Here is a 15,990-nt window from a genome sequence, read left to right as displayed (position 1 = left end):
GCGAAAGAGAACTTGGCTTTTCAAGCGACGAGGGATCGTGCACAATGATTCGGTCAGCAGTGGAGGCGAGTCATCGTGGATCGTCGGGTCGAGCCGCGCGCCTTCTGGGCTTCGCGGGAACATCAGAGGCGGAGATGGTTACCCCTTGGGGCGAAGGGAGCGGTCAGCGCGCTCCTCCTGTGGATCCTCTTGCAACGCATAGATCTCGGGCAGATGCTCAGTACGCTCGCTGGAGTCCGCCTGGAGTTTTTCACCATCGCGCTGATTCTGTACATTGGCGGCCAACTTTTGAGTGCCTTCCGATGGAAAATCCTCACGACGCCCATAGGCATCTCCGCCTCCTACGGACAGCTCGTTGCACTCTATTTCCTCGGCATGTTCTTCAATTTCTTCTTGCCGACGGTCATCGGAGGGGATGCCGTGAAAGCCTACTATCTGGCGCGCGAGACACGAGATTCAGTGCGCGCGCTCGCCTCCGTGTTCATGGATCGAAATACGGGGCTCGGCGCGCTGCTGCTTGTGGCGCTTGTGGCCGCCGCCGTCGGTCGCGTGGAATTCGCCGATCGCCCTTTAGTCATCCTGCTTCTCGGGGGGCTGCTTCTTTATGTCATCCTCAACCTCGTGCTCTTCGCCGACGTCTCGTACCGTTTTCTGAATCGTTTCTTCTCCGCCGTCCGGTGGATGCCACTCGTCGTGCTGGTGGACCGGGCGCATGTCGCGCTCCGTGCCTATCGGTCCGCTCCGCTCACGCTCGGGAAGGCCGTCGGGGTGTCGCTCGTCTTCCACCTGATGCTCATCGGCCTCAATTATGCGAACGCGCGAGCGCTTGGCCTCGCGCTTGATTTTCTCGCTTTTTGCGTTTTCATTCCGATCATCTCGCTGCTCAGCATGCTCCCGATCACGATGTATGGCCTCGGCGTGCGCGAGTATGCCTTCGTCCTCTTCTTCTCCTCATTGGGAGTGACGCGCGAAGCGAGCTTGTTGCTAGCGCTACTGTGGTTTGCGGTGGTCGTCCTCGCCAGCCTCCCCGGCGCGATGGTGTACATCGCCTATGGGCGGCGTTCGCTCGCCGGGTCGCATTCTCGATCGTGAGCGGTCTCCCGCAAAGGGAGGGAGACACTCAGTTGGAGACGAAGGACTTCGGCCACTGGATGATATAGATCTCGCGTCGGGGCTTCCCCTCGCGATATATCACTCGCTCGAATCGGAGGCGTCCGAAGGAGAGATCGGAGAGCAGCGAAGGGATCACATGCTCGAAGTGATAATGCGCGCGGAGGGGAAGACCGAGTTCCGCTCTCACTTGGTTGACGAGCGCCTCGCACTCGCCCGGATCGGAAGCACCACGCGAGCTGGGCGGATCGCGCCGATCAAAGGCTGCATGCGTCAGTTCATGCAAGAGCACGAGGCCGAGGTCAAAAGCGGCGAGAGCTTCGGGATGGCCTCGGAGATGTTGGAAATCCTCGAAATCCACCCACAGGGAGAAGAGGGGAAGGTGCTCTCCCGAGGCTTTGTGATAGGTGGCCTCGTGTCGGATCGCTGCGAAAGCGACATCTAACGACCGGCTGCGGTCTTCGAGGACGATGATCGTCTCCCGGATCGCTTTGAGGACGAGGGCTCGTGCTGTCGGAGATCCGATCGTGGTGAGGTGAGCTTCCTGCAGGCACAGCCAAGCATCATGCTCGAAATGTACTCCCCGCCATCCGGTCACCCGTTCCAGGCTCGCGCAGATTCGCTCGAGCTTCTCGCGACTGAGGCGATAGCGCTCCTGCGAGCTGTTGAAGATGCCCGGCAGCACGGGCCATGTGCGCTCGGCGCACGTGGGCTTGACGGGAAAGGGCACAAGCAGGATGAGTCCGAGAAGCACCTTCGGGACAAAAGGACGCAAAGACCGACACCCCTTCGGGCGCGTCGCGAAGATCGCCCGCGAACGTCTCCGCGTCGCGGGAGACAACGCGTTCTTCATCGTGCTTCTCCCTGCCTATCGTGAGAATAGGCAAGTGGCATGCCAGGGAGAGCGATCAAGGGGAGATCCAACGCTTCGGGGGAGTGAGGGTTAGGAGGTTCGGGACCGTGGCCTGGATCGCGTGGCCACTCTCTTTGGGGGATTTCCCCGAGTCATGGGGAAATTCCCACTGCGCGAAGCATCGGGATCCACTCGCTCGCGCCAGCCAGGGCGCTTATCAATCCCCGCTCTCGCTCGCCGTTTGCTGATGGAGTAGAGGGGCGGGTTCCAAGACGGCCTCTGGAGCCCGTTCTTCGCGGCGCAGGAGGTGGCGGCTCAGCCACTGGCCCAGATCGTCGAACAGCGTGTAAACGACGGGGATGACCAACAGCGTCAGGAACGTCGAGGTCAACATGCCCCCGATGACGGCCACGGCCAAGGGCGCGCGCGTCTCGCCTCCTTCGCTGAACGCGAGGGAGACGGGCACCATGCCGGCGATCGTCGTGATCGCCGTCATCAAGATGGGACGCAAGCGAATCGGCCCGGCTTGCAGGATGGCCCTCGTACGATCCACTCCTTGCGCGCGTAGCTGGTTGGTGAAGTCCACGAGCAGAATGGCATTCTTCGTCACGATGCCGACGAGCATGATGATGCCCAAATAGCTGAAGATGTTGAGCGTCTTCCCTGTCGCGAGCAGCAGACCGAAGACACCCACCGTGGCCAGCGGCAGCGAGAGCATGATCGTGAACGGATGGATGAAGCTCTCGAATTGCGAGGCCAGGACCATGTAGATGATGAGGATCGAGAGCGCGAGCGCCGTGCCCAAGTATTGGAAGGAGCGTTGGAATTCGCGGCTGCGACCAGCCAGCTCAGCACGATATCCCGGTGCGTTCGGAAGCGTTTCGGCGATGAGCCGTTCGACTTCGGCGAGCGCCTCACCTTGCGGCTTTCCCCGCAGGTTCGCATAGAGCGTCACGGCGCGCTGTCGGTTATACCGATTGATCACATTGGGACCGGCACTCTCGACGACCTCAATGACATTGGAGAGCTTCACCCGGCGCCCATCGCGCGAGACGACGGTGATGCGATCTAGGTCGCTCGGCAGCGCGCGGTCGCTGGGAAGTGCGCGAACGTTGATGTCGTATCGCTCGCCTCCCTCTTTGAATTTCGCCACATCGACGCCCCCCATGAGGATGTTGATCGCTTGCGTGATCGTGACGATGTCCAAACCCAGATCTTCGGCCTTCTCCCGATTGATGTACACCTTCACTTCCGGTTTGGTCAGCTCCAGGTCCGTATCCACGTCCACGAACCCAGGGGTTTGCTTGAGGCGCTGCACAAGAAGCTGCGAGCGCGCCGCCAGGTCCTCCAGCGATGGCCCTTCAAGGATGTACTGAATGTCCGTATTGCGTTGGCCGCCTCCGAATCCGAAAGGAGAAACGGGGTCGACGGCCACGGTGAGATCGGGTATGGCGCTCAACTGCTTCCGCAGAGTGTCCATGAGTTGCTGTTGCGAGACCGTGCGCTCGCTCTTCGGGAAGAGACTCACGAACATGATGCCTTGATTGACACTGCCGAAGAAGCCGGTTCCCACGAAGGCGCCTCGCACCTCAGGATGGGAGAAGAGGATCTCCTCAGCTCGACGGGTGACGGCATCTATGCGTTCGATGGACCAACCAAGCGGCGTCTCGAAGCGGACGATGAAGCGGCTCTCATCCGCTTGCGTGAAGAACTCGCGCCCGATGAAGCGAGAGAGGCCGAGCGAGAGGACGAAAAGCAGCAATGCGCTCGTGACGATGAGAGCGCGACGATGCAGCGCGAACGCGAGCGCGGAGCGATACGCCCGTTCGATGGCGCCAAAGCCGCGTTCCAGGGCCGCGTAGATCCGACCGTGCCGCTCCTCCAGCTGCATGAAACGCGAGCAGAGCATCGGTGTGAGCGTCAGCGAGATCACGAGCGAGATGAGGATAGCGATGACGACCGTCAGGCCCATTTGGATGAAGAAGCGCCCGATGATTCCTTTCAAGAACGCGACCGGCAGGAAGACGGCCACGATGCTGAAGGTCGCAGCGATCACGGCGAAGGCGATCTCTCGCGTTCCCTCGCGAGCGGCCACCAGACGCGGCTGCCGCAGTTTTTCCATGTGGCGGAAGATGTTCTCCAAAACGACGATAGCATCATCAATGACGATCCCGACGGCGAGCGAGAGCGCCAGCATCGTCATATTGTTGATCGTAAAGCCGAGGGCGTTCATGAAGGCGAACGTCCCGATGAGCGACGTCGGGATCGCGATGACGCTAATAAGCGTCGTGCGGGCGTTGCGCAGGAAGAGGAGGATGACGGCCGACGTGAGCAAGGCGCCAAAGAGGATATCGAACTGCACATCGCCCATGGACTTCTTGATGAACTCCGAGGCATCGAAAGCGATCTGCGCGTCAATCCCCGGCGGCAGCTCTTTCCGAATCTCCGCTAAGGCCGTCTTCACGCGATCGGCGACCTCGACCGTATTCGTCCCCGATTGCTTGCGGACGCCCAGGCCGATCGCCGGCTTCCGATTGAAACGCGCGATGGTGCGCGTATCCTCTTCTCCATCTTCCACGCGTCCGAGATCGCGCAACCGCACGGGAACGCCCTGCCGGTAGGCCACGATGAGATCATTCAGCTCCTCGACCGAGGTATATTCGCCCATCACTTTGATGATCAGCTCTTGCTCGGGATTCTCGATGCGCCCGGCTGGGAGTTCGACGTGCTTGGTTTGGATCGCGCGCGTGACGTCCAGAGGGGAGAGGCCGTAGGCTTCGAGCCGATCTTGATCGAGCCAGACGTGGATCTCTCGATCTCGGAATCCGCCGAGCAGGATCGAACCGACGCCGCGCACCATCTGCAGCCGCTCTTTGAGCACTTTGTCAGCATAATAGGCCAGCTCACGATAGGGCCGATCGCCGCTCACCGCGATCCACATGATGGGGCTAGCCGAGATATCGAGCTTTTGCACAACCGGAGGCTCGATGTCCCTGGGCAGCCGAGCGGTTGCGACAGCGACTTTCTCCCGGACCTCTTGAGCGGCGACATCAATGTCTTTTTCGAGGGCGAACGTCACAATGACCGAGGAGAGGCCCTCGAAGCTCTGGGAGCGAATTTCGTCCACACCTTCGATCGTGCTGATCTCCTCTTCGATGACGTCGGTGACCTCGGTCTCGACGACTTCTGGGCTCGCTCCTCGCAGGACCGTCGTGACGGTGACGACGGGGAACTCCACTTCGGGATAGAGGTCAACGGCGATGCGTTGATACCCCACGATGCCGAAGATGAGGAAGGCGGCGATGAACATCGTCGTGAGGACGGGGCGCTGAATGGCCGTGTCTGAGAGCTTCATAGTGAATGCTCCTTGCAGAGGTCATCGGGAGCGCGCCACGCGCACGCGCGTCCCATCGCCCAGCCGATCCAAGTTGGAGACGATCACGCGCTCGTTCGATCGCAGGCCTTCAAGGACTTCGACGTCGGTGTTCACTCGAGCGCCCGTTTTGATGGACCGCTCACGAGCGCGATCGCCGTCCAGCACGAAGACCTTCGTCAGCCCCACCGAGGAGATGACTGCGCGAGAGGGGATCACGATCGCTTTCGCTCCGGGTTCGATGACGAGTTGAGCACGGGCGAAATATCCCGGCCGCAATTCGCCATCCGGATTTCGGACTTCGGCCTCGATGGTGAGCGAGCGCGTCTCGCTGCGCGCCGATGGGCTGATGCGCACGATCATGCCTTGAAAGGTCTTCTCGGGAACGGCATCCACGACAAAGGCGAGGCGACGGCCGAGGGCGATTTTCCCCGCGTAGCGTTCGGGAACATCGGCGCGCAAACGGAGAGGGTCAATCTTCACCAGTGTCACCACGCGATCGTTGCGGCGCAGGAACTCCCCGAGGGAGACATGACGCGCGGCGACTGCTCCAGAGATGGGGGCGCGGATTACCGTCCTCTCCAGATCGCGCCGGGCGGCCGCCACGCGAGCGCGCCATTGGTCCAGTTGGGCGAGCAAGCTGCGCACTTCCTCCACAGCGGCTTCATATCGCGCCTCAGCGATACGAAGGGCGGCGTCGGCTTGATCCAATTCTTGCTGCGAGACGATGCCGCGACCATGGAGTTGACGGATCCGTTGGAAGCGCAAGCGGGCATCTTCGTAAGCGGCACGCGCTTGCCGGACGATTGCCGTCTCTTCCGGATCAATCCGATCGCGATCCGGCGTCAATCCCAAACGAGCGCGCACCTGCTGCAACGCGGCTTCGGCTTCGGCCAGGCGCAGTTCGAAATCGCGGCTCTCCAGCCGAGCCAGGACATCCCCCCGACGCACGACGCTGCCTAGGTCCACGCGCATCTCGACGATTTGGCCTTCCACTTCCGTGGAGACGACGACCTCCTCATCGGCGGCGAGCGTCCCGACGATCTCGATCTGGCGATCGAACGTTCGCTCAGCGACCGTCGCGACCTCCACCTCCACAGCCTGATCCGCCAATGCCGGGGACGATGAGCCTTGTTCGTCGCGGCCGCGGCAGGCCGAACTCGCGATCATCAGAAAGCACAGTCCGAGGATTTTCCATCGTCGGGTCATTGATCGTGATCCCTCCGAGAAGACGAACGGTCTCGACGCGCTCGCCGAGCGATTCCGTCGAGGAAGATGGTGGCGAAGGCGCGCGCGGCGGCCGTATCGTCGAGGTTCAGCAAACGTTCGCTCGGATCAAACAGCGCTCGCGCCAAGGCATGATGGGCGATCATCCCCACGAAAGCGCGCGCGGCCACGCGCGGGTCCACAGCGCGAAAAGCGCGCTCGCGGACTCGACGCGCGATGTACGCGACCAACTCTTCGAACATCTCCGTGACGTACGTCTCGTAGACCATGCGGCTCAATTCATGCCCTTCGAGGGCGCTGAAGAGCATCAGGCGAATGAAGCTCGGATCTTCTCGGTGCGTCTGCAAGATCTCCTCGGCCAAACGGGTGAAGAATGCCCGATCGTCTCGATGCGCCATCGCCTCGCGCAGCTCTTCCTGAAAAGAGCGTCGGCATTCCTTCATCTTGTGGTCAATGATGGCCGAGTAGAGATCCTGCTTGGTTGGGAAGTGGCGGAAGATGAGCGCTTCGCTGACGCCGGCCGCCCTTGCGATCTCCTTAGTCGTCGTTCCGTTGAAGCCCTTGCGGGCGAAAAGCTCGATGGCCGCCTGGACGATCTGGCGGCGGCGATCCTCGGCCGAGAGCCGTCGGAGCTCAGCGCTCATCGCCTTCGCCGATTTCGCGCTTGCGACCATAACGACTCGCTCCTCGCGAAGTAAGTAAGTACTTACCACATTCGAGCCCCTTCCGCAAGGGCGCGCAGCGGGATAGAATGAACGCTCGCCGATTTCGGGAACCATCGAGGAGGGATCGTGATCGCGGTCCTCGCGGGAGGAACCGGTGCCGCGAAATTCGTGCGTGGATTGCTCGAAGTCATCCTGCCGGAAACGCTCGCGCTCATCGGCAATACGGGGGATGACGTCGAGCTGTGGGGGCTACACATCTCGCCGGATTTGGATACGCTCATGTACGGGCTGGCCGGCATGTTGGATGAGGAGCGGGGATGGGGGATTCGAGGAGATACGTTCGCGTGTTTGGCAGCCATTGGTCGCTTCGGCGAGCCCACATGGTTTCGGCTCGGAGATCGGGATTTGGCCACGCACCTTGTGCGGACGAAATGGTTGCGGCAGGGATATTCGCTCACGGAGGTGACGGCCGCATTGTGCGCGCGGCTGGGCGTGCGCGCGCGCCTTCTTCCGATGACGAATGATCCCGTCCGAACGTACATTCACACTCCGTCGGGCGTGCTCGCCTTTCAAGAGTTCTTCGTGCGCGAGCGATGGATGCCGGAGGTCGTGGCGGTGGAATATCGCGGGAGCGAGCGGGCGCGTCCGGCGCCGGGCGTGCTCGAGGCGATCGGCGAGGCACAAGGAATCCTCATCGCGCCGAGCAATCCCATCACGAGCGTTGGGCCCATCCTCTCGATTCCCGGCATTCGAGAGGCGCTCGCCCGCAGGCGCGAGCGCGTGCTCGCCGTCAGTCCGATCATCGGGACCGAAGCTGTGAGCGGCCCTGCCGGGAAACTCATGCGGGCGTGTGGATATGACGTCTCCCCGCTGGGCGTGGCGCGCTTTTACGCCGGAATTATCGGCCGGATCCTCATTGACGAGCAGGATGCGCACTGTCGGGAAGCCATCGAGCAGATGGGCGTTCGCGCGTTCACGGCCCCGCTGCGTATGAGCGATCGCGCTGCCGCGGTGCGGCTTGCGCGGGAGGCTCTAGCCTGCCTACACTCTGAAGCTTGATTTGGGCCGTCGTTCCGGTCAAAGACTTCCAGACGGCGAAGCAGCGATTGCACGCTGTGCTCGCTCCGGGCGAACGTCGCGCGCTCGCGCGCGCCATGCTCGAAGACGTGCTCGGAGCGCTCGTTCGGGTCCACGAACTCGATCGTCTCGTCCTCGTCACCCGTGAGCCGCACGCCGTAGCGCTGGCGCGACGATTCGGTGCCTTTGTGCTTTCAGAGTCCTCGAATCGCGGTCAGACGGCGGCTGTCGAGCGCGCGCTCGCGGAAGCGCATCGGCAGGGAGCGAGCGCTGTTCTCGCGCTGCCGAGCGATGTGCCACTGATCGCGCCAGCTGACGTCGAGGCGATTCTGCGCGCGGGCGAGCGAGCGGACGTCGTGCTCGTGCCCTCGCGCGATGGTCGAGGGACGAATGCGATGTGGCTCCGCTTGCCCACCAAGCTCCCGCTTCGCTTTGGCGAGGACAGCTTTCACTTCCACTATCACAAAGCCCATGAGGCCGCGCTGTGTACGGTTGTCCTCGATCTCCCTCGCGTCGCTTTGGATGTAGATGCGCCGGAGGACCTCGGCGAGCTTGCGCGGCAATATGAGACTACTCCAGAATTGGCCGTTCGCTCGGCGACGGCTGTGCTTTTCGAGGAGCGGCAATGGCTCGCGCGATTCAGGTGATCGGCATCGAAGGGGTGCCCGAGGTGCGACCGGGCGATGATCTGGTGGCGCTGCTGCTTGAGGCGTTAGCCAGCGAGGGACTCGCACTCCAGGACGGCGATATTCTGGTGCTCACGCAGAAGATTGTCTCCAAAGCAGAAGGACGGCTCGTCGTGCTCAGCGAGGTCGAGCCATCAGCCTTCGCTCGGACCATCGCCCATCACATGGGGAAAGATCCTCGCCTCCTCGAGGTGATTTTGCGCGAAGCGCGACGCATCGTGCGCATGGATCGGCAAGTGCTCGTGGTGGAGACGCCGCATGGATTCGTCTGCGCGAATGCGGGCGTGGATCGTTCGAATGTAGGCGAGGGGCGCGTGGCGCTTCTGCCTCGGGATCCAGATGCTTCGGCGCGCGCTATTCAGCGCGAGATCAAGCGACGCGTGGGCGTTGAAATCGCCGTCCTCATCACCGATACGTTCGGTCGGCCCTGGCGCGAGGGGTTGACCGAAGTCGCCATTGGCGTGGCCGGGCTCGCTGCTCTCAAGGACTATCGGGGACAGCACGATCGTTTCGGCGTGCCGCTGCAGGCGACAGTCGTGGCCGTGGCCGACGAATTGGCGTGTGCCGCTGGCCTGTTGATGGAGAAGCTCGCCGGAATTCCCGCGGTGATCATTCGTGGTTATGCGTATGAGCGGCACGAAGGAACTGCGTCGGCGCTCGTGCGTCCGCCCGAGCGCGATTTGTTTCGCTGAAGGCTCAGAAGGAGGTGGGGATGAAAATCGCTGTGATCGGAGGAACGGGGAAGGAAGGGCGAGGTCTCGTCTTACGCTTGGCGGCCTCGGGCGCCGATGAGGTATTCATCGGTTCGCGTCAGGCGGAGAAAGCCCAAGCGAAGGCCGAAGCGTTGAATCAGCAGTTGGGTCGAAGGGCAGTCGTCGGGTTGGAGAATCGCGCAGCAGCGCACGCGGCCGATCTCGCGATCCTCTGCGTGCCTTATGCCGCGCATGAAGAGACGCTGCGGACGATCGCTCCTGAACTTCAGGGGAAGATCCTCGTGGACACGACCGTGCCTCTCGATCCGCACGATCCGCTGCGTCTGCGACGGCGCTCGGAGCAGTCGGCGGCTGAGGAAGCCCAACGGCTATTGGGCGATGCCGTGAGGGTTGTCGCCGCCTTTCAGAATGTCTCAGCCGCCGCTTTGCAGAATCTGGAGCGGGCTGTCGAATGCGACATCCTGGTCTGCGGGGACGATATGGCGGCGAAGGAGGCCGTCATCGCCCTCATTCGCCGGTTGGGCTTGCGCGCTTGGGATGCCGGGTCCCTTCGGATGGCGCGCGCAGTCGAGGAGATCACCCCTTTGCTCATCTCGTTGAATCGGCGCTATGGATCGCGATCCGCGGGCATTCGCATCACGGGCCTTGAGGAAACGACCTCAAGCTCGTGACGCGCGCAGGCAGCGCCTACACCTCTTCTTGTCCTCTCGGTGAGCGGGTGATACACTCTGTGACGCTGTGAGGGCAAGAATATGGGTCCCGCCATCAAACTGATCGTCGCGGATTCGGAGGCTCCGTCCGGGGACGATCGGCAATATGATGTGATCGGGGAGGACGCGCACGCGTCTCCACAGCCGAGCCGGTGGCATCAACAGGCGTATGCTCGCTCGTTTGTCGGATGAGAGGCCTGGGGTCAGTGGTGAAGCGGGGATGAGGATGCTGCCGACGTTGTCCTCGCCCACTGCCTCCTGAGAGGACAAGGAACGATGGTGGAGTCGAAGATGCGGCGTGATCCCTACGGCTTCGTAGGCACCGTCTTGGCCGATCGGTACCGCGTAGAGGAACTTGTCGGGATTGGTGGAATGGGCGTCGTCTATCGCGCTCGCCACCTGGTGACGACGGCGACGGTGGCGGTAAAGGTCCTGAAGCCGGATTTGGCGCTCTCTTGTCCCGACCTGGTCGAGGTGTTCTTCAAGGAGGCGAAAGCGACGGTCGCGCTCGATCATCCGTATATCATTCGGGTCACCGACGCTGCGATGACGCGCGATGGACTCCCATTCCTCGTCATGGAGTGGCTGTCCGGACACACGCTGGAGGAAGAGCTTCGGCGACACGGGCCTCTGTCGTTGGAGCGCGTGGCGCTGTTTCTGGATCAGATCGCTGAGGCGCTCGCTTACGCTCACGCGCGCGGTCTCGTGCATCGGGATTTGAAGCCGAGCAATTTGATGCTCGTCACGGACTACAAGGGCGAGCCGATCGTGAAGATCCTCGATTTCGGGATCGCGAAAGCGCTCCCGGGAGCCACAAGCGCGCGCGTCAGCCGCCCGATGGGGACGCTCCATTATGCATCGCCGGAGCAATTCCGCTCTGGAGCGGCCATTGATCACCGGTCGGACATCTACAGCTTGGGCATCGTCGCGTATCAAATGCTCACCGGGCGCGTGCCGTTCGAGGCCGAATCGCTCGAGCGAGTGATCTACGCCCACTTGCATGAGCAGCCTCCTTCGCCGCGGCGCTTTCGTCCGGATGTGCCCGCGGCCGTCGAGGAGGTGTTCGTGCGCGCGCTGGCGAAAAACCCTGAGGATCGTTTCTCTTCGGCCGTGGAGATGGCGCGCGCGTTTCGACAAGCGATCGGACTGGAGGTGGGGAAGCTCCGCCTTCGGTGCGAGGATGCGGAGACTCGCGCTGGCGTCGCAGCGGCGCTAGTCTACGTGGACGGCCGATATGCGGGGCGAACCGATGCCGAGGGGAATTGTGAGATCGAGGGTCTCAGCCCTCGCGCCCATCTCCTCGAAGTGGAGTCGGCTCGTCATCATCGCTGGCGCGGGACCGTTCACCTGGAGTCGGGGAAGGCGAGCGTGGTCCTGCTGAGGCTCGATCCGCTTCATCTGGGGAGCATATTTCTTCAGTGTGCCGTCGCAGGCGCCGATGTCTTCCTGGATGGCGAACGCGTGGGCGTGACCGATGAGCGCGGGACTTGCGCATTGGAACGCGTCCCCATCGGTCGGCATCGGATCACAGTGCGACATCCGCAGTACGTTCCGGCTCACGCCGCGTGCGAGGTCATCGAGGGAGAGATGGTCTCCCTCATGCTCGCACTCCGTCCGCGTCGGTGGCACGTCCTTAGCCGATGGCTTGCATTCGGGAAACGAGAGACGATGAGCGCCGCGTCAGGAGAGACGCGCGCTACCCGACCTTCGCCAGAAACTCTCCCGGACACAGTGGCCGATGTGGCCACACAGGGAATCGTTCCCACTCTTTCGACCCAGGAGATGACGCGATCGTGGAGGATGCGCTCCCGACGCGCGCTCGCCCTTGGGCTCGTGAGTGTCGGGCTTCTCGGGGGGATCTTCGCTCTTCGGTCATGGAGAAAATCGCCGGAAGTGACCTCATCCGTCGTCCAAAGGCCGCAGGAGCGCAGCTTGCCTGAATCCTCGTCCTCGCCCTCGGAAACGCTCGCGAGGCCAGAGTCCCCGCGCGAGCGCGCCATCTCGTCTTCCTCGTCCATTCGTCGGCCCCATTCTCGAACTTCGCCCTCGGTCTCCCCAGGATCGCTCCCGGAATCGCCTTCAGAGGCGACGCCCGCGAGAGAGCCCTCTTCTCACACGGAGGAGACGACGAGCGCCGCACTTACCGTCGCCGAGCACGTGCGTCGAGGGAATGAAAATTTCAATGCGGGACGATACGACGAAGCGTTGCGCGAGTATCAAGCCGCGCAGCAGCTCGATCCTGCGAATCCCGATGTCTACTATCTGCTCGGTCTCGTCTATGAACGTCGGGGCGAGTACGATGCGGCGCGCGAGGCTTTCGAACGATGTACAGCGGGACCATATGCGGCCGTCGCGCGAAATCATCTGAAGATGCTGGAGAAGAAGCGGCGGAAGCCGTAGCGCTCCACGCCCTCGCTTTTCACCAGAGCTGGCCTCTGCCTCGGCCAGCTTCGAACTGTTACTTCCGATGATCGCTCGCCGTCTTCCCGCGCTCGAAGTGCTCCCGGTACCATGCGGTGAAGGCTGCCACTTCGTTCTCGCTGACAAGGACGCGGCGCAGGAGGTGTTCGTCCGCGATCACGTGACTGAGCAGGTCGAGCGTTTGCACGAGGTCCAATTGCGGATTCAACTGTCGGGCGCGAGAGAGTTCCGCGAGGGCGCGCTCGCGATCGCCGAGGAAGACGGCGTAGCGACCGAAGTCATAGCGAATCTCGGCGTTCATGGGGTCGAGCCTCACGGCGCGTTCGAAAGCCCACACGGCGCGTTCTCGCTCACCCAATTCGGCCAGCGCGCGTGCCCAGAGCGCCCAATAGCGGCCGCGCGCTGGCCGGGCCCAGACGGCCTCCTGCGCCAACTCCGCCGCGCGCTCGAAGAAGGCATACTGCTGCAGTCGTGGACGATCCGGAAGACGCCCGTAATCGAAGAGCTGACGAGCGCGCCAGTGGCGCATCTCAGCCTCATGGCCGGGAATGAGGCGATCCATCGCGCGAAGCGCTTGTTCGGGAGGCTCCACACGATAGGTTTGGAACCACGCGAGGAATTGCTGGTGATGGATCGCGGCGCGAAGAGAGAGCGCGGCATACCCGATCGCTCCCGCAAGGCCCACGAGCACGATGCCCGTGAACAGCGAAGTCGAGCGCTCGCGCGTCCATTGCCGCACCGGCATGAGGAAAGCGATCTCGCCGTTCGAGCGGACGTGCAGCGCGACGATCGCTTGGGTCATGGCGGCCATCAAGACGAAGGCGAAAGCATTCGCGGGGATGTGGAAGTTGAAGTCATAGAGGCCGTGAAGCGAGAGCGCGATGAGGCCAAACATTCCGCCCGCAGCCAGGCCCCGCACCTCTTCATTGCGTCGTTGGCGCAAAAGCTTGAGGACGCCGCGCGCGTAGATGCCGATGAGCGCCATCAGCAGTCCGAATCCCGCGATCCCCAGTTCGGCGAGCGCTTGCAGGTAATCGTTCTCGGGATGAACCGTGAAGAATCCGGGGAAGCCCGTCTTGTAAGCGGGAAAGGCCTCGGCGAAGTTCCCGAGGCCGCAGCCGAACCGCCAATAATCGCGCCCGAGCGCCAATGTGTCGCGCCAGGTCGCGAGCCGATACTGCACCGATGGATCGCCCGCGAACCGATAGCGTTCGAGCGCAATTCCAGAGCCAAGCGCCAGGGCACCCCCCACCAGCAGAGCGAGGACGAGCAGGGCCAAAACGAGCGCGCGTCGGGATTCCGAACGTTGGAGCAAAAGGGGTAAGATCGCACTCGCGCCAAGCACGCTCACGATCCCCCCGCGTGAGCGGGAGAGCAGAAGACCGATGAGCAAGAGCGCGCCCACACCAGCGAGCAGAATGGCGCGCGTGGCGGAGTAATCGCGCAGCCGCACGCGCCCGCTCACAACCGGATGAATCTCCGCGAGCAAAAGCCCGAGCGTCGCGCCCAAGGCCAGTTCGATGAAGCCCGCGAAATGGTTGTGATTCACATACGGACCGAAGGGAAAGGCCGAGGCCGTCTCGATCCGCCAGAAGATCTTCCCGTTCCAGAACGCGAGCTGAACGAGGGCGAAGAGCGTGAGGCTCGCCCCCACGGCGACGAAGTAGCCGAAAAATCGCTTCACGCGTCGCGGCTCATGGAGCCAACTCGCGGCGATGAAGAACGTCGCGCCGTAGGCGATCCACTTGAGCAGCTCTTCGCGCCAAAGCGTGCGATTGAGGGCGAGCGAGGTCCACGAGGATGGCCCCTCCACCGGCACCATCTCGGCCGCGCGGGGCGAGAGCCAGGCGATCGCGGAGAGGGGGAGCGGCACCCCCTGTAGCAGAGCCAGTAGAAGGAGCGCGAACAAGAGCGGATTCACCGGTGAGGCGAACCAAGCGAAACGACCGCGACGCCATCCGCGCACGAGGAAGAGAGCCGCGAGCACGGCGACGCCCATCTCCATCGCCCCGTATCCCCACGCTTCGACCGCTCCGAGCGCGAAGGGCGATCCGAAGAGGAGCAGGACGAATACGCCCTCGATCCAGAGATCAAGCGTTCGCGGTGCGATCCGTCCTCGGGGCGAATCCGATGTAAGCGAGGCCATGCCGACGTGCGTCGATCACGAGCGGCTTCTCAACCGCCTCCGCACAGATGAGGAGGCCGAGCCCTCGGCCAATCCTAACTCTCGCAATCGTTGCTTCATCGCGCGAAAGGCTGACGTGTCGCGCACCAGGCGAGGGTCGAGCGCGAGATGATCCGTGATCTCCGCCTGTGTGTTCCGAATGCGCTCGGATGCCGGCGGATGCGTGCGGAAGACCGCGCCGAGCAGATCGGGATTTCGACGCGAGATCTGCTCCAGCTTCTCGAACATCGAGACCATGCCGCGCGGATCGTATCCGGCCGCATACATGTTGTGCAAGCCGAGGAAATCGGCCTCCCGCTCAGCATCCCGCGAATGCTTCGTGAAAATGCCCGCGGCCAGAAGTTGCGAGGCCGTTTGCCCGATGCGCGCCGCCGTGCTCTCGCCGCCGATCGCGCCAATGCCCAGATTGATCAAGCCGACGAGGAATTGGTACCTCTGCGCCCGCTTGAAGTTCTTCAGCCCATGCCGCGCGACGACATGTCCGATCTCGTGCCCGAGGACCGACGCGAGTTCGCTTTCGTCCGCCACCGCGGCGAGCAAGCCTGTGTGCACGTAGACGTATCCGCCCGGCAGCGCGAAGGCATTCACCGTCGGATCCTCAATGATGAAGAAGTGGTAGTCGAGGTCCGGACGTTTGGAGAGGCGAGCCAGCTTCTCTCCAAGCTGCTGCACGTATCGAGCGAGCAGTGGATCCTGTACGATCTTTTGCTCCTTCTGCAATTGCTTGTGCAGCTCCTGCCCCAGGCGAATCTCATCTCGTTCCGGGTAGAGGCCTTCGTTGCTGTAGCTCGCTCCTCGAAACTTGTCGTAGGGATTCCGACTTCCGCTCGCGATCCGCGCGGAATCCGTCGCGCGCGCCGCGAACTCACTCTCGGGATGAGCGAGCCCGAACACCGATCCGAAGGTGAGACTGACCAGTACGAGTGTGAATCTCCGCCATCTTCGCTTCGTGTTGCCATCCCTCATAGCC

The 15,990-nt window shown here is 62.6% G+C and carries 12 protein-coding genes; 6 read left to right on the top strand and 6 right to left on the bottom strand.

The genetic code is table 11. The annotated features are described in order from the left end of the window. Nucleotides 1-75: 75 nt before the first annotated feature. Nucleotides 76-1,092, top strand: coding sequence for a flippase-like domain-containing protein (locus NZ746_04715; protein ID MCS6816667.1), 1,017 nt, complete (start codon nucleotides 76-78; stop codon nucleotides 1,090-1,092). 28 nt (nucleotides 1,093-1,120) lie between these two features. Here NZ746_04715 and NZ746_04710 read toward each other — a convergent pair whose 3' ends face one another. From NZ746_04710 to NZ746_04695, 4 genes are all read right to left on the bottom strand, one after another. After that, entirely contained in the window at nucleotides 1,121-1,963 is an 843-nt protein-coding gene (locus NZ746_04710; GenBank protein MCS6816666.1) for a hypothetical protein, read from the bottom strand. 217 nt (nucleotides 1,964-2,180) lie between these two features. Beyond that, complete coding sequence (locus NZ746_04705) at nucleotides 2,181-5,318, bottom strand: efflux RND transporter permease subunit (GenBank protein ID MCS6816665.1); 3,138 nt, start codon at nucleotides 5,316-5,318, stop codon at nucleotides 2,181-2,183. Nucleotides 5,319-5,339: 21 nt separating this feature from the next. After that, the gene (locus tag NZ746_04700; protein ID MCS6816664.1) at nucleotides 5,340-6,545 is read right to left on the bottom strand and encodes an efflux RND transporter periplasmic adaptor subunit; all 1,206 of its coding nucleotides are present in this window, start codon (nucleotides 6,543-6,545) and stop codon (nucleotides 5,340-5,342) included. Next, the gene (locus NZ746_04695) at nucleotides 6,542-7,237 is read right to left on the bottom strand and encodes a TetR/AcrR family transcriptional regulator (GenBank protein ID MCS6816663.1); all 696 of its coding nucleotides are present in this window, start codon (nucleotides 7,235-7,237) and stop codon (nucleotides 6,542-6,544) included. Before NZ746_04695 ends, NZ746_04700 begins: the two co-directional genes overlap by 4 nt. Nucleotides 7,238-7,354: 117 nt before the next feature. Here NZ746_04695 and cofD point away from each other — a divergent pair, with 117 nt between their 5' ends. The 5 genes from cofD (at nucleotide 7,355) to NZ746_04670 (ending at nucleotide 12,814) form a co-directional block, all read left to right on the top strand. Further along, complete coding sequence (gene cofD, locus NZ746_04690; protein MCS6816662.1) at nucleotides 7,355-8,287, top strand: 2-phospho-L-lactate transferase; 933 nt, start codon at nucleotides 7,355-7,357, stop codon at nucleotides 8,285-8,287. Further along, complete coding sequence (gene cofC, locus NZ746_04685) at nucleotides 8,284-8,952, top strand: 2-phospho-L-lactate guanylyltransferase (GenBank protein MCS6816661.1); 669 nt, start codon at nucleotides 8,284-8,286, stop codon at nucleotides 8,950-8,952. The genes cofD and cofC overlap by 4 nt, the downstream gene beginning before the upstream one ends. Next, nucleotides 8,931-9,683 carry a coenzyme F420-0:L-glutamate ligase gene (cofE, locus tag NZ746_04680; protein MCS6816660.1) on the top strand — a complete coding sequence of 251 codons (753 nt, stop codon included), beginning with the start codon at nucleotides 8,931-8,933 and terminating at the stop codon, nucleotides 9,681-9,683. The genes cofC and cofE overlap by 22 nt, the downstream gene beginning before the upstream one ends. 20 nt (nucleotides 9,684-9,703) lie before the next feature. Next, entirely contained in the window at nucleotides 9,704-10,375 is a 672-nt protein-coding gene (gene npdG, locus NZ746_04675; protein MCS6816659.1) for an NADPH-dependent F420 reductase, read from the top strand. 315 nt (nucleotides 10,376-10,690) lie between these two features. Then, nucleotides 10,691-12,814, top strand: a complete 2,124-nt coding sequence (locus tag NZ746_04670; GenBank protein MCS6816658.1) for a protein kinase — start codon at nucleotides 10,691-10,693, stop codon at nucleotides 12,812-12,814. A 58-nt stretch (nucleotides 12,815-12,872) separates the two neighbouring features. On the opposite strand, the gene NZ746_04665 is transcribed toward NZ746_04670, so the two are convergent. Together NZ746_04665 and NZ746_04660 are read right to left on the bottom strand one after the other, a co-directional pair. Next, nucleotides 12,873-14,981, bottom strand: coding sequence for an O-antigen ligase family protein (locus tag NZ746_04665; protein ID MCS6816657.1), 2,109 nt, complete (start codon nucleotides 14,979-14,981; stop codon nucleotides 12,873-12,875). A 15-nt stretch (nucleotides 14,982-14,996) separates the two neighbouring features. Next, complete coding sequence (locus NZ746_04660; GenBank protein ID MCS6816656.1) at nucleotides 14,997-15,986, bottom strand: M48 family metallopeptidase; 990 nt, start codon at nucleotides 15,984-15,986, stop codon at nucleotides 14,997-14,999. Between the last annotated feature and the right edge of the window lie 4 nt (nucleotides 15,987-15,990).

The sequence above is a fragment of the Blastocatellia bacterium genome (genome assembly GCA_025055075.1).
Classification (GTDB): domain Bacteria; phylum Acidobacteriota; class Blastocatellia; order HR10; family HR10; genus HR10.
Note: the sequence above shows the minus strand (reverse complement) of the source record. Positions and strands in the feature narration are given on the sequence as shown.

Excerpts from the sequence above, each read along its gene's own strand:
- NZ746_04710 (MCS6816666.1), bottom strand. The coding sequence starts at position 1,963 with ATGAAGAACGCGTTGTCTCCCGCGACGCGGAGACGTTCGCGGGCGATC.
- NZ746_04705 (MCS6816665.1), bottom strand. The coding sequence starts at position 5,318 with ATGAAGCTCTCAGACACGGCCATTCAGCGCCCCGTCCTCACGACGATG.
- NZ746_04700 (MCS6816664.1), bottom strand. The coding sequence starts at position 6,545 with ATGACCCGACGATGGAAAATCCTCGGACTGTGCTTTCTGATGATCGCG.
- NZ746_04695 (MCS6816663.1), bottom strand. The coding sequence starts at position 7,237 with ATGGTCGCAAGCGCGAAATCGGCGAAGGCGATGAGCGCTGAGCTCCGA.
- cofE (MCS6816660.1), top strand. The coding sequence starts at position 8,931 with ATGGCTCGCGCGATTCAGGTGATCGGCATCGAAGGGGTGCCCGAGGTG.
- npdG (MCS6816659.1), top strand. The coding sequence starts at position 9,704 with ATGAAAATCGCTGTGATCGGAGGAACGGGGAAGGAAGGGCGAGGTCTC.
- NZ746_04670 (MCS6816658.1), top strand. The coding sequence starts at position 10,691 with ATGGTGGAGTCGAAGATGCGGCGTGATCCCTACGGCTTCGTAGGCACC.
- NZ746_04665 (MCS6816657.1), bottom strand. The coding sequence starts at position 14,981 with ATGGCCTCGCTTACATCGGATTCGCCCCGAGGACGGATCGCACCGCGA.
- NZ746_04660 (MCS6816656.1), bottom strand. The coding sequence starts at position 15,986 with ATGAGGGATGGCAACACGAAGCGAAGATGGCGGAGATTCACACTCGTA.